This is a genomic window from Mucilaginibacter pocheonensis, assembly GCF_031456535.1.
GTDB classification, from domain to species: Bacteria; Bacteroidota; Bacteroidia; order Sphingobacteriales; family Sphingobacteriaceae; genus Mucilaginibacter; species Mucilaginibacter pocheonensis.
Genome location: NZ_JAVDUU010000003.1, coordinates 642,273 through 656,446, shown reverse-complemented (window position 1 = coordinate 656,446; position 14,174 = coordinate 642,273). Strand labels below are relative to the sequence as shown.

13 protein-coding genes and 1 tRNA gene are annotated in these 14,174 nt (G+C 40.9%); 6 read left to right on the top strand and 8 right to left on the bottom strand.

What is annotated here, in order from left to right:
* The 3 genes from J2W55_RS16215 to J2W55_RS16205 all read left to right on the top strand — a co-directional run bounded on the left by J2W55_RS16215 (position 1) and on the right by J2W55_RS16205 (position 6,555).
* Entirely contained in the window at positions 1 to 3,207 is a 3,207-nt protein-coding gene (locus J2W55_RS16215) for an efflux RND transporter permease subunit (protein ID WP_310097753.1), read from the top strand.
* 34 nt (positions 3,208 to 3,241) lie between these two features.
* Entirely contained in the window at positions 3,242 to 4,663 is a 1,422-nt protein-coding gene (locus J2W55_RS16210; RefSeq protein WP_310097750.1) for a TolC family protein, read from the top strand.
* Between the two features lie 167 nt (positions 4,664 to 4,830).
* Positions 4,831 to 6,555 carry a beta-N-acetylhexosaminidase gene (locus tag J2W55_RS16205; RefSeq protein ID WP_310097748.1) on the top strand — a complete coding sequence of 575 codons (1,725 nt, stop codon included), beginning with the start codon at positions 4,831 to 4,833 and terminating at the stop codon, positions 6,553 to 6,555.
* Between the two features lie 41 nt (positions 6,556 to 6,596).
* On the opposite strand, the gene J2W55_RS16200 is transcribed toward J2W55_RS16205, so the two are convergent.
* Positions 6,597 to 6,938, bottom strand: a complete 342-nt coding sequence (locus J2W55_RS16200; RefSeq protein WP_310097745.1) for a hypothetical protein — start codon at positions 6,936 to 6,938, stop codon at positions 6,597 to 6,599.
* A 378-nt stretch (positions 6,939 to 7,316) separates the two neighbouring features.
* Between J2W55_RS16200 and J2W55_RS16195 the strand changes: the two genes are divergently transcribed.
* Positions 7,317 to 7,496 (top strand): hypothetical protein, encoded by a 180-nt coding sequence (locus tag J2W55_RS16195; protein ID WP_310097741.1) that lies wholly within the window; start codon positions 7,317 to 7,319, stop codon positions 7,494 to 7,496.
* Positions 7,497 to 7,549: 53 nt separating this feature from the next.
* Here the strand turns inward: J2W55_RS16195 and J2W55_RS16190 are convergent, their stop codons facing one another.
* From J2W55_RS16190 to J2W55_RS16175, 4 genes are all read right to left on the bottom strand, one after another.
* Positions 7,550 to 7,939, bottom strand: a complete 390-nt coding sequence (locus J2W55_RS16190; RefSeq protein ID WP_310097737.1) for an iron chaperone — start codon at positions 7,937 to 7,939, stop codon at positions 7,550 to 7,552.
* Between the two features lie 32 nt (positions 7,940 to 7,971).
* On the bottom strand, positions 7,972 to 8,448 hold the full coding sequence (locus tag J2W55_RS16185) for a VOC family protein (protein WP_310097734.1): 477 nt from the start codon (positions 8,446 to 8,448) through the stop codon (positions 7,972 to 7,974).
* A 217-nt stretch (positions 8,449 to 8,665) separates the two neighbouring features.
* A complete protein-coding gene (locus tag J2W55_RS16180) occupies positions 8,666 to 8,887 on the bottom strand; it encodes a hypothetical protein (protein ID WP_310097731.1) in 222 nt (73 codons plus the stop codon).
* Positions 8,888 to 8,992: 105 nt separating this feature from the next.
* A complete protein-coding gene (locus J2W55_RS16175) occupies positions 8,993 to 10,543 on the bottom strand; it encodes an MFS transporter (RefSeq protein WP_310097728.1) in 1,551 nt (516 codons plus the stop codon).
* Positions 10,544 to 10,697: 154 nt separating this feature from the next.
* Between J2W55_RS16175 and J2W55_RS16170 the strand changes: the two genes are divergently transcribed.
* Together J2W55_RS16170 and J2W55_RS16165 are read left to right on the top strand one after the other, a co-directional pair.
* Positions 10,698 to 11,036, top strand: coding sequence for an ArsR/SmtB family transcription factor (locus J2W55_RS16170; protein WP_310097725.1), 339 nt, complete (start codon positions 10,698 to 10,700; stop codon positions 11,034 to 11,036).
* A 44-nt stretch (positions 11,037 to 11,080) separates the two neighbouring features.
* Positions 11,081 to 11,566 (top strand): SRPBCC family protein, encoded by a 486-nt coding sequence (locus tag J2W55_RS16165; protein WP_310097722.1) that lies wholly within the window; start codon positions 11,081 to 11,083, stop codon positions 11,564 to 11,566.
* Positions 11,567 to 11,699: 133 nt separating this feature from the next.
* Here the strand turns inward: J2W55_RS16165 and J2W55_RS16160 are convergent.
* From J2W55_RS16160 to J2W55_RS16150, 3 genes are all read right to left on the bottom strand, one after another.
* Positions 11,700 to 11,781: transfer RNA gene (locus J2W55_RS16160), tRNA-Leu, on the bottom strand.
* 94 nt (positions 11,782 to 11,875) lie between these two features.
* Positions 11,876 to 12,664, bottom strand: a complete 789-nt coding sequence (locus J2W55_RS16155; RefSeq protein WP_310097719.1) for an ABC transporter substrate-binding protein — start codon at positions 12,662 to 12,664, stop codon at positions 11,876 to 11,878.
* Between the two features lies 1 nt (position 12,665).
* Complete coding sequence (locus J2W55_RS16150; protein WP_310097716.1) at positions 12,666 to 14,069, bottom strand: undecaprenyl-phosphate glucose phosphotransferase; 1,404 nt, start codon at positions 14,067 to 14,069, stop codon at positions 12,666 to 12,668.
* Between the last annotated feature and the right edge of the window lie 105 nt (positions 14,070 to 14,174).

Genomic DNA, 14,174 nt, shown 5'->3' with positions numbered 1-14,174 from the left:
ATGTTACAAAAATTTATAGAAAGACCGGTACTATCAACAGTTATCTCCATATTATTGGTGATAGTTGGTGTACTTGGTTTAACAAAACTGCCCTTAGAGCGGTTTCCAAATATCGCCCCTCCGTCGGTATTGGTTTCTGCTGTGTATCCGGGCGCTAATGCCGAGACTATTTTACGTTCCGTGACTCCGTCATTGGAAGAAGCTATCAATGGTGTGGAGAACATGACCTACATGACATCCACTGCCAGTAATGACGGTACATTAGGTATCACCGTTTACTTTAAACAAGGTACTAATCCCGATCAGGCAGCTGTGAACGTTCAAAACCGTGTTTCACAGGCAACAAGCCAATTACCTGCAGAGGTTGTACAGTATGGTATAACCACTACCAAGCAGCAAAATAGCTTTATTGGCGCTATGGGTATTTACTCAGAAGATCCAAAAAAATACGATGCGGTCTTTGTAAATAACTACGCGCAGATTAATATCATTCCAGAAATCAAACGTATTCCGGGTGTGGGTTCTGCCAGTGTATTTGGTGGTATTAAGGATTACTCTATGCGTGTTTGGTTAAATCCAACTCAAATGGCGACCTACAAAATTACGCCAGCCGAAGTAACCGCCGCTATACAGGATAAAAACTTAGAGGCTGCTCCAGGCAGATTAGGCGAGCGCAGCAATGAAGCATTTGAATACGTAATTAAATATAAAGGTAAATTAACTACCCCAGAGGAGTATCAAAATATTGCTATTCGTGCAAATGCAGATGGTTCTGTATTACGTTTAAAGGATGTAGCACGTGTTGAACTGGGAGCTTATAGCTATAGTAGCGTGAACCGCTTAAACGGGCACGAAGGTATTACTATTGGTATTATACAGCTGGCAGGTTCAAACGCCAACGAAATCCAGATTGCGATTGATAAGTTGATGGCGAAATTATCAAAGGATTTCCCTGTAGGCATCAAATACAATCAATTTTATCGTACCAAGACTGACCTTGATGAATCAATTGACCAGGTTGAACATACACTGGTAGAAGCATTTATCCTGGTATTTATTGTTGTATTTATATTCCTGCAAGATTTCAGGTCTACTCTGATTCCGGCAATAGCAGTTCCGGTGGCTATTATTGGTACTTTCTTCTTCATGAATATTTTTGGTTTCTCTGTTAACCTTTTAACCTTGTTCGCGTTGGTATTGGCCATTGGTATTGTGGTGGATGACGCGATTGTGGTGGTGGAGGCCGTGCATGCCAAAATGGAGCATAACCCGAGCCTAACCCCAAAAGCAGCGACTACCGAAGCGATGCATGAAATTACCGGGGCGATTATATCCATTACGCTGGTTATGGCGGCAGTGTTTTTACCGGTTAGTTTCATGACGGGTTCAACCGGCATATTCTACAGGCAGTTTGCGTTAACCATGTCTATAGCTATTATTATATCAGCTGTTAACGCGTTAACATTAAGCCCGGCCCTGGCTGCCTTGTTCCTTAAGAATAAACATGCCGAAGGTGAACATGACAAGCCTAAACAAAGTTTCGCTCAGAAATTTTATGCAGGCTTTAATGGCGGATTCAACTATATGACCAACAGGTATGTTGGTGGCTTAAAATTCCTGATCCGTAATAAATGGGTTAGTATGATTGGTCTCGCAATAATAGTTGCTGCAACCGTATTTATGGTTAATAAAACAAAAACCGGCTTTATCCCTACAGAGGATCAGGGTTTTGTGGCAATCGCTGTTTCAACACCATCCGGAACTTCATTGGCTAATACCAATAAAATATTAAAACAAGCCGAAAAAGAGTTGAATGCTTTACCATCAGCAAGATTTGTTATGTCACTGGCTGGCTTTAACTTTTTAACACTGTCAAACAGCCCATCGGCAGGTCAAATTTTCCTGCTGCTAAAACCTAATAAAGACAGAGGTGCAGTTAAAAATATTGATGATATACAAAATATAATAAGAGGAAAATTAGCTGGCATACCAAGCGGAACTTTCTTTGTATTTAGTTTCCCAACCGTTCCGGGATTTAGTAACGTAGAAGCTCTGGATGTGATGCTTCAGGACAAAACCAATGGCAGGCTCGATAAATTTAGCGGCGTGGCTAACAACTTTATCGGCAAACTAATGCAGAAACCAGCTATTGCCTTCGCCTTTACATCATATAAAGCAGATTATCCTCAGTTACAATTAGAAGTTGATGATGAGAAGGCTAATCAGTTGGGGGTAAATGTTAAAGATATCCTTGGAACCATGCAGGCTTACTTTGGTACTCAACAGGCGTCAGACTTTAACCGCTTTGGTAAATACTACCGTGTGGTGGTTCAGGCTGATATTGCTGACAGAACAGATCCTGCATCTATAGACCGTGTGTTTGTTAAAAACAAGGCAGGTGAAAGTGTACCGGTTAATACCCTGGTGAAGTTAACCCGCGTTTATGGTTCAGAAACTGCCTCACGTTATAACCTGTTTAACTCCATTGAAGTAAACGCTATTCCTAAACCGGGCTACAGCTCAGGTGATGCTATTAAAGCTATAGAGGAAACTGCTAAAGAACAATTGCCAACAGGCTTTGCTTATGAGTTTTCCGGCCAAACACGTGAGGAAATTTCCTCAGGCGGGCAATCTGCTGTGATATTTATGCTTTGTTTGATATTTGTATATTTCTTATTATCAGCACAGTATGAAAGTTACATCTTGCCGTTGGCGGTAATACTTTCAATACCTACAGGTATATTCGGTGTGTTTGTGGTATTAGGTTTAACTGGTATCGAAAACAACATCTATGTACAGGTAGCCTTAATCATGCTCATTGGTTTGCTGGCTAAAAATGCCATCCTTATTGTGGAGTTTGCTGTACAGCGGCGTAAGCAGGGACTTAGTTTAGTTAACTCGGCCATCGAAGCAGCCAGATTAAGGATAAGGCCAATCATCATGACATCACTTGCCTTCGTATTCGGTTTGTTCCCAATGAGTATTGCTACAGGGCCATCTGCACAAGGTAACCACTCTATCAGTATTGGTGCAGCGGGTGGTATGGTGTCAGGGGTAATTCTGGGCTTGTTCATCATCCCGGTTCTATTCATCATATTCCAGTCGTTACAGGAAAAAGTTTCTGGTGTGCCTTTGGCCGTATTAAATGCAGGAAAAGACCACAATGGTGAAGGAGTTCATGCGGCAGATTTGGAATTGGCAAAATAATTAATCAGGCATAGCTATTAATAATTAAAATAAAATGAAACGATATATAAATCCATATTCCTTTTTGATACTGCTTACGCTTGTTGTAAGTGCCTGTAAAGTATCAAAGGATGTGGCTACACCCAAACCCGAGTTACCTGTAACATTCAGGAACTCGGCTACTACAGCCGATAGCAGCAGTATTGCTGATATACAGTGGAAAAGCTTTTTTACCGACGCTACCTTGCAAAAACTGATTGACAGCGCCATCGCTAAAAATTACGATATGCAGATAGCTGTTAAAAACATTGAAGCGTCACAGCTGCTGTTTAAACAGGTAAAATGGAACTATGTACCAGAACTGAATTTGAACGTAACGGCCAATATCAACCGTCCGTCAAATAATAGCGTTACCGGTTTAAGCTTAACTCAATATAACATCGGCACCAAGCACATTGAAGATTATAATGCAAACCTGGGTTTAACCTGGGAAGCCGACATCTGGGGCAAGATACGTAACCAGAGCCGTTCGGCGCTGGCGCAGTACCTGCAAACTAACGAGGCTAAAAAAGCTATACAAACCAACATAGTGGCCAGCGTATCACAAGGTTATTATAACTTATTGATGCTGGATGCACAACTGAATATTGCACAAAAGAATGTAAAGCTTAATGACAGCACGCTGCGCATTATCCGTTTGCAATTTGATGCAGGCCAGGCCACTTTACTTGCTGTTCAACAGGCTGAAGCACAACAATTGTCTGCTGCACAATTGGTGCCAGGCTTTGAACAGGACATTGCTATACAGGAAAACGCTTTGAGGATATTAACCGGCGCACTTCCCGACAAAATAGAACGTACCGCCCATTTAGATGAGATTGCAATACCCGAAAACTTATCTGCAGGCGTACCTTCAGCAATTGTAAGCCGCAGGCCCGATGTAAAAAGCGCCGAACTGGCTCTTACTGTCGCCAATGCAAATGTGGGTATAACACAGGCAAATATGTACCCTTCATTAACCATTACGGCAAACGGAGGATTAAATACCTTTAAAGCAAGTAATTGGTTTACAGTTCCTGCATCATTGTTTGGTACTGTAGCCGGCGCTTTAACACAACCATTGTTTCAGCACAGGCAGTTAAAGACCCAGTATAAAGTTGCTGTGGTTGACCGTGAAAAAACCGTTCTGCAATTCAGGCAATCAGTTTTGAATGCTGTGGGTGAAGTATCAGATGCTTTGGTGAAAATTGAAAAGCTTAAAACACAACAAGGTATCATTGCTGATCGTGTTAACACTTTACAAAAAGCTACCAGTAATGCAAACCTGCTGTTTAGAAACGGACAGGCAAACTACCTGGAGGTAATAACCGCCCAAAGCAATGTATTGCAAAGCGAGCTTGACCTGGCAACAGTAAAGAATGCACGCTTAAACGCAGTATCTGATTTGTACCGCTCACTGGGCGGTGGTTGGAAATAAGAGCGTCTATCCTAAAAACCAACAAGCGACCTTGCTCCGGCAGGGCCGCTTTGTTGGTTTTTAGATGTATTGGATTTGTTATTCACATACTTATTACAAATTAATACACAGATATAGCCGGAAATTTATTATCATCGCATACCCCGGATAATTTGAATATTTTATTAATGAAATTTAAAATCTTAATCGCGCTTCTTTTATTTTCCAGCTATATTAAAGCACAAAATCTAAACATTATTCCGCAGCCCAGGTCAGTTAACATTGGTGCAGGCCAGTTTGTTCTTAATAACCATTCGGCGATAGGGGTGAGCGATACATCATTAACGGTACTGGCCGGTTACTTCCAAAAAGAGGTATCTAAAGCAAAGGGGCTTACGATTGCTGTAAACAATAACCATGAAGCCGGTTTGATAAATCTTGAATTGGTAAATACTCCGCAAATTGCGGGAGGGTATTTATTAAAAGTTGCTCCTGACTGCATCACCATTTCATCGCAAAATAAAGAAGGTGTTTTTTATGGTTTGACAACGTTACTGCAATTGGTAAAAGGTCAGTCGGCAGGTAGTAACGGCGATCTTGCCTTACCAGTTTGCGAAATAACTGATGCCCCACGTTATCCATGGCGTGGTTTAATGCTCGACGAATCCAGGCATTTTTTTGGTAAAGAAAAAGTTAAACAACTGCTTGATTGGATGGCTTATTACAAGCTTAATAAGTTTCACTGGCATTTAACAGATGTGCAGGGATGGCGTATCGAGATCAAAAAGTACCCAAAACTTACCTCTGTAGGCGGCGCTGGCGATTACAGTGATACCCTAACCGAAGCTAAATATTATACCCAGGATGATATCCGCGAAATAGTAGCTTACGCCGCCAGCCGGTTTATAACCGTGGTCCCCGAAATTGATATGCCCGGCCATGCCACCGCAGCCAATAAAGCTTATCCTGAATTTACGGGGGGAAGTGTGGCTGGCTATCCAAACTTTACATTTAATCCGTCAAATGAACATACTTATGATTACCTGGCTGATATTATTAAAGAAACCAATGCGCTGTTTCCGGCCCGTATGATCCATTTAGGAGGTGATGAAGTTGCATTAGGGGTTAAGGCCTGGTCGCTTGACACAGCTATTGCCCGCATGATGCAAAAAAAGAACTTTGAAGGTGTTGATGAACTGGAACGCTATTTCTTTAAACGAATGGCGGATACGGTAACCAGCCTTGGAAGCAAGATATTGGCCTGGGACGAGGCCACAGGCACGAATTTACCGGCGGATAAAATCATTATTTTTTGGTGGCGGCAAAACTTACCCGGTCAACTGCACCTGGCCTTGCAAAAAAACTACCAGGTAGTGCTTTGCCCACGGTTGCCGCTTTATTTTGATTTTGTGCAGGACAGCGGTCATATATCCGGTCGTAAATGGAATGGAGTATTTAACCGGGTAACAGATGTTTATAATTTCCCCGACAGGCAAATCCCGCCGGATGAGTTGAGTTCGAAGCTTATTATAGGTGTGCAAGCCAATATCTGGACTGAAAAAATAGCGTCGGAAAAACGACTTGATTTCATGCTTTTTCCACGCATAGCAGGGCTTGCCGAGGCGGGCTGGACCGCGCCTGAATTAAAAAATGAAATGTCATTTAATGAAAGGTTAAAGGCAGCGTTGAAGGATTATGATAGCGCAGGTATTTATTATTATAATCCATTTGACCCGTCTTACCATCCAGAGGCAATAGATTTTGAATCAACTATTAAAACGCGCGGTTTTCAAAAGTATAGCCATCGTCATCATCATACTTCTAAAAGGTCGTATGCTAAAATATCTAAAAAAAGAAGCAAGTTTCAGAAAAGCTATGCGGTATCAAAAGAACCAAGTCGAAAAAGGAAATAACCATCAAGTTAATTCCTTTTTTGACGTGGATTTGGAGATGCTTATTTGTAAGCAGAAAGATGCGTTGTTTTTATACTGAGTATAAATGATTTTCCGACACTTATTTTAACGCTTCTGTTATTTAGCAGAGTTGTTACCGCTTCATCGGCTTTAATGGCTTCGTAAAGATCACGTGCTACCGCCGATCCGCTGATGTTATTGATAACTTTACCATTCTCCATATTGATGTTAAATGTATAACCGGATTTCCCACGGTCGCCGGCCGATTCAAAGTCAGTTATATTCAGCTTAAACTGCTGATCTTCATTCAGGCTTTTCTTTAAATGTAAGCGAATAACGGGCATGTACCTTTTCCAGGTAGTTAAATACTTTCTCTCTTCCATACTACTGTGCTTTCTATATAAAAACGAAGCCCTTGTGAGGTTTTTTACAAGGGGCCCCAATGATCTCTAACACCTGAACCTATCTTCGGGTGCCGCTATAAATAATTATTTGTTAAAGTAATGGTAACAGGATCTGTAAATTCAGAATAAGTTACCTGATGATTTTTCAAAGCTAACTAAATTAAAGGGTAATGATCTTATATAATTCATATAAGTTCTGTAATTAAAATTTTTAGTTATAGTTAAAGGTAGTTTATATATCTTAGCTTAGTTGGCCGGGATTAATCAACCATTGGCTAATTTCTATACAAAGCCCACCCAATCATGTGCTTTACAGTTTTGTAATTACAACGTATGCTGTTGTAAAAAATATATAGTATGTTGGTAGCGTTAATGAAGATCTTTATTTTTTTATGTATCCTGATTGTACCATTGCGCGGGCCGTCAAGAAGAAGAGAAGTACCACGCGATTCACCTGAAACCATAACAACTTTTTCAAATTATGGCGTAAATGAGCAGGGGAGATTAGAAATAATAGATGAAGAAGATAACACTTGAACAGATGTATCAATAACATCGACATCTCCAGGCCTTGAAGATGTCGATGTTACCTATTGCTTTTTTTTTGCTAAAGCCAGTATTTCATTCTGCTTTGCACGGGTTAATATGATTTTTTTGATCAGGTTAACCGGTAATGGTTCATCAGGTGCAAAATGAATGGTAGAACCGGATGTTTTAAGATCCTTAAGCTCATTTTTCAAAGTTTTCACCAGGCTGGGGTTCATAACGTAAAAGCTGCAATACTTTTTACTTACTCCTATACCCACCAGCATATAAAGATATTTATAGCAGGGTATTTGATAACTGATTGATTCAACAGCCTGTGGTACTGTGGTTAATATAATTGACCGCAGCTTTTTAAGCATAGCCCTAAACTCCACTGGTTGCTGGGCGATATATTCATCAGCGTTTTTTGGTGGTGGAAACTCTGAGCCTCTCATTATAATGTAAATATAATGAATTTGATTATCTATCAGGCTTGTTCATACGCACTTCTAAGCGCTTTAATATCAATTTTAACCATTTTCATTAAAGCACTCATTACATTGTTTGCTTTTTTGGCATCTTTATCCTTAAGCATTTCGTTAAGTTCTGATGTGCTTATTTGCCATGACAGGCCAAATTTATCTTTAAGCCAACCGCATTGGCTCTCTTGCCCGCCACCGGCAATTAGCGTTTCCCAGTAAAAATCAATCTCTTCCTGTGTTTTACAATCAACAGATAGCGAGATGGCTTCGGTTAGTTTAAACGCTGGGCCACCGTTTAATATCATAAGTTCTTGTCCTTCCAGTACAAATTTCGCCACCAGGATTTCGCCAGCCATTTGTGGATGTGCTTCGCCGTAGTAGCTAATTTCTAAAATTTTAGAATTTTTAAATACAGAGGTATAAAAGTCAATGGCCTCTTTAACTTTACCGTCGAACCATAAACATGGGGTGATCTTTTGCATGATAATTTCTCCTTTTAATTTATTTTAAGTTTTATAAACCAAAGTTACCTGGAACGATCTTGTTTAACGGGGTGTGAATGAGACAATATACAGGGCCAATTGCGTAACCGCGCGAATAAGCGATGCCAACATAAAAATAGCAAAGCCCGGACTGTTTAAACAGACCGGGCTTTAAATATCATTTGATAAATCTTAGTTTCCTTAAAAGCTTTGCAGATCAGGCATTTCTTGCTTTTTCGCCTGCATAAGGTAAGGATGATATAAAGATAACCATGCCTATACCAAAAGTAACAAATCCGCCGTAAACAATTCCTGCCGAAGCGTCAATCCCGCTGATTGAGTCGGCTGGATTAAATGCGTGGTTAGGCGTGAAAATAAAGTATCCGGCTATTATTAATATGCCTACTGCTGTGATCAAAAGTCCTAATATTTTTTTCATGTTATTTATGTGAACCTGTAATACGGCAAATGTATAAACTTTCGTGCAATCAACAAACTCCCATGCCAAAAACATAGGCACTATTAGTTGAATTTTAAATAATAATCAGGGTTTATTCTCTTTTTTGATGGTATTATTATGAATAAACAGGAACGACATCAATGCGCCGAAAAAGGCAAACCCTGCTGCTAACTGCATAACCCTCGTGTAAACTGTTATAAAACCCACATGGTAAAACTGTTTGATCACTGCCTGATCATGCCTGTTAAAAGCTGCAGGTGCCTTTGCATCGCCAAGGTTGGGCGCTTGTGCCATCACCATTTGTTTTTGTTTGCTGTTTAACGGGATGTGTTGTATTTGCTGTTCCAGCGAACCTGTAAATAACAAAACTGCAACAGCTCCTAAAATAGCGTTGGCAAAAACATTTGATATACGTGTAAGCGCATTATTAACACCCGACGCGGTACCCGAGAAATGATCACTTACCGAACCCATTACCGTAGCAGTAAGCGGTGAAACCGTAAAGGACATTCCGGCCCCCAAAACCAGTATGCCCGGGAAAAAAGTAGTCCAATAGTCAGCAGGGCCGTTGGTTTGTTTTATAAAAGATAAAATGAGTAAACCGACGCCCACTGCCGCCGGGCCGACTATTAACAATAGTCTGGGACCGTATTTATCCGCCAGTCCTCCTGATAAGCGTGCTATGGATATCATCAGTAAAGTGAAAGGTAAAAAGGTGAGCCCCGATTGTAGCTGACTATAACCCTGCACCTGTACCAGATTTAATGAAAGAAATAGCATACCGGCACTTAGCCCGGCATATAGGAAAAAGGTAAGCAGGTTAACACCGGTAAAAGTTAGGTTTGTAAATAACTTTAGCGGCATCATAGGGTGCTTGCTTTTATTTTCAATAAATATAAAAGCAAGTAACAGCAAACCACCGGCACTCAACGTGCTATATACCTGCCAGTTGTTTAAGCCAACAGCCGGCACGCGCAGAAAGCCAAAAGTAAGAGAAGCAAGACTCAGGGCAATAACTATAGCTCCCGGATAATCTAACGTATGGTCACTATCCTCATCACGGCTTTCTTTTACCTTTAGCCAAAGTATAATAAACGCGGCTAAACCAATAGGAAGGTTAATGAAAAATATATAACGCCATAAACCGGCATCGCCAAATGCACCGCCCAGGATAGGGCCGCCCAGTGTTACTACGGTGGTAAATGCTGACCAGGTCCCGATAGCCTTACCTCTTTCTTTTTCATGGATAGAGGAGGATATCAGGGATAAGCTACCCGGTATCATTAAAGCGCCCCCTATGCCCTGCAACATTCTAAATAGTATTAGCAGTGTAACCCCGGGAGTTAACCCGCAGGCCGCGGAGCCAACCATAAAAATAAAAATGCCGGTCATGAATATTTTTTTGCGGCCCAATTTATCGCCTAATGAGCCGCCTATCATAATAAGCGAGGCCAGCATTACCAGGTAGGCATTCAATATCCAGAAAAGATCAGTACCGGTAGCCATCAGGCTTTGCTGTAGGGCCGGCAATACCACATTAAGTGCGGTACCATCAATAAAAGCCATAGCCGAGGCCATAATTGATGAAACCATGATCCATTTGCCGGCCGGGCTATTAAGCGCAACTGTTGCCATAAAGTAGGTTATACAGTAAATGTAGGAAAGCTATATCAGAAATTGATCATCAGAGATATAAATAACTGAGGTACTGAGAAAAAAGTGAAAATAAATTTGCGTAAGTGAATACTTACATATTATATTTGTAAGCATTCACTTACATATAATAACGATGAGAAGAGACGTATTTCAGGCGATTGCTGACCCTACGCGCCGGGAGATCATTAACCTGGTGGCATTTAATTCAATGAATTTAAATGCCATTGCAGAAAATTTTGACATAAGCCGGCCAGCTATTTCGCAGCACATTAAAATTTTAACAGAATGCGGACTGATCGTTATAAAAAAGAACGGGAGGGAGCGGTACTGTGAAGCTAAGCTTCAACAATTAAATGAAGTAGCTAACTGGATAGAACGATATAGGAAATTATGGGCCGAAAGGTTTGATTCGCTCGACGAGCTTTTAAATACCATTCAAAATAAAGATAAAAAGCCCGGTGCAGAGAAGTGACCGGACTGGGATACCAATATTAATGCTAACAAATTATTATAAACATGAAAAATCAAACAGAAATTACCGCAGAGGCAGGTAAACAAGAGTTGTTTATTGCCAGAGAGTTTGAGGCACCCCGCGAACTTGTTTTTAAAGCATTCACCGACCCTGAACTTTTAGTGCAATGGTTGGGATGTAAGGATCTTACTATGCGAACAGAGCGCAAAGGAAGGGGTGAAGCATGGCGCGATGTTTTTACCGACCCCAATGGTAACGAATACGGGTTTCATGGAGTTTGCCACGAGCAATTAGCGCCAGAAAGGATCATTCGCACATTTGAGTTTGAAGGCCTGCCCGAACCCGGGCACGTTTGTCTGGAAACGCTGAGGTTTGAAGCCTTGCCAGGCAACAGGACCAGAGCTACTGTTCAGTCTGTTTTTCAGTCTGTAGCTGATAGGGATGGGATGCTGAAATCGGGTATGGAAACCGGGGTATTTGAGGCTCATGACCGCCTTGATGAAATATTAGCTAAAGAATTAGTAAACTAAAAACTTCCCCTGGTTGGCAAGTACGCCGCCCCCTGTAATATTTTCTACTCCCTACAAAATGGAATGAAACACGTCCCCGCTTTGGATCAATTCATGAAAAAGCCCGTTTTATTGTTACATAAAACGGGCTTTGTGCGGAAGAAGGGACTCGAACCCCCACGCCGTGAAGCGCCAGATCCTAAGTCTGGTGCGGCTACCAATTACGCCACTTCCGCATTAGGATTTTTAACAGGTCGCAAAGATAGCGTTTTATCTTAAATCAAAAAACATAATTTCAGCTTTTTCGCTATCTACCTCATTTCTTTGTTATTAATTTATTGTTAAGGCTGCTACAAGTTTGCTAAAATATGCCGGGGCGTATAATAACCGGCTCCCATACCATGAAAACATTTCGCCATCAACAAGTATAACCAGGGCTTGTGGCAATATTTTTTTAAATTCATCAATGTGCTTTTGCCCAAACGGATAAGGTTCTGATGATAAAAAGACCACGTCGGGCCGTATCCTCTCCAATTCTTCGATAGCTACTTCGGGATATCTTGTGGAATTAAATGCGTTTGATAATCCGCACCATTGAAGCATATTATCAATAAAAGTGTGTTTGCCAGCCACCATGTATGGTTTGCGCCATATAAAATAAGCTGCTCTTAGGTTTAGGGAGGGTAAAACAAGGCTGTTAAACGCGGCGTTAATGTCTGCACATAAAGCATTGGCTTGCACAGAGCGGTTTACTATGGAACCTACAGATCTGATCATGCCCAACGCCGTATCAAGGTCATTTATATCGCTTATCCAAACGGGGCAAATGTTCATCAGTTCCTCAACCTGGCCGCGCTCATTCTCTTCTTTGTTAGCTATGATAAGATCTGGTTGTAATGATTTGATCAACCCGATATTTAATTGTTTTGTGCCGCCAACTTTGGTTACTGTTTTTAATTTTTGCTCGGGATGAACGCAAAATTTAGTAATACCAATAACTTCGGTATCAAGACCTAAATAAAATAAAAGTTCGGTTTGCGATGGCACAACAGATACGATCCTTTGAGGCACCGCCGGCAGGCTTACTACACGATTTAGCTGATCGTGAAAGACAGCCATGTTAAAACGCGTTCTTTTCGCCCTTTACAACATTCCATACGGTAAGGAAAATAATTTTCATATCCAGCAGGAACGACCAATTTTCTAAATACCACACATCGGCCTCAACGCGCTCAAGCATGGCCTGAGTGGTTTGCGTTTCGCCACGAAGTCCTTGTATTTGCGCCCAACCGGTAATACCGGGTTTTAAGAAATGCCTTACCATAAAGGTATCTATCAGTTGTGAGTATTGCTGGGTATGGCTGATCATGTGCGGCCTTGGACCCACTACCGACATATTGCCCAGCAGCACGTTGAAAAACTGCGGTAATTCATCAATGCTTGTTTTGCGGATAAATGCCCCGGTTTTAGTAATACGCGAATCGCCGCGGGTAGCCTGCTTTTTATCAGAATCATTATTTACCCGCATGCTGCGGAATTTGTAGCACTTAAACGGCTTGTTATCCCTGCCTGAACGCTCTTGCACAAAAAAGATAGGACCTTTTGACTCCAACTTGATCAGGATAGCCAGTATCGGGAATAACCAGCTGAAAACAAAAAGGATAATAAATAACGAAAACAGTACATCAAACAAGCGCTTGATTGACCGGTTAAGCATGTTTTCAAGTGGCTCGGGCCTTACTGATATTACCGGAATATGCCCAAAGCTTTGTATAAAGGTTGGCTTTTTTGCATAATCATAGTACTCCGGTATAAATTTAAACCTGATTAGGTTTTTATCGGCGTCAAGCATAAGCTTTTCAATTGTTTGCGCCTCTGAATTTGGCAGGGTGCAAAATATCTCATCAACCTTATTGTTAAGTACATAGCTTATGCAATCATCAGTGCCGCCCAAATAAAGCTGCCTATCCATAACTACATCGGGGCCATCGTCAAAAAAGCCAACCAGCCTATAGCCACGCTCTGGGTTTTGTTTGAAAAAGCTATACAGGTCTGAACCTATTCTGCCGCCGCCAATGATGATCACCGCACGGGTATCAATTAATGAAGAACGGTCGCTTTTACGTATGGTAAGGAAGATGAGCTTCCATAAGCCTAATAAAAATCCAAACAGTGCTAATGAATAAAACAGGTACTCGCGGGTAATAAAATACGCTTTGGTGCCAATCAATATAATAATGGTAAAGCAAATAAAACTTACAAATAAAAGGTAAGTTTTTATAACTCCCCGGTAGGTCCTGATCGAGTCTTTATTCAATACCTGTTCATACAAACCGGTGATGTTGGCAGACAATAGCCAAATTAAATTAAACACTAATACAATGGGCAAATATTTTCGGTTATTTATCCAGAAAATGTACGATCTGTCTTCGATGAAGTACGAAATTACCATGCTTATATTAAGTATAATATAATCAATAGTAAGGTTCACTGCTTTAATAAAAGTAGCGTATCTGTGAATCATGTAGTAGAGCTTATTGTAGTAGAAAACACACGGCTAAAATTAGCATATTTATTTATATATAACAATCTGATAATTGAATAAACGAGTAGTTACAAAAATGTCATG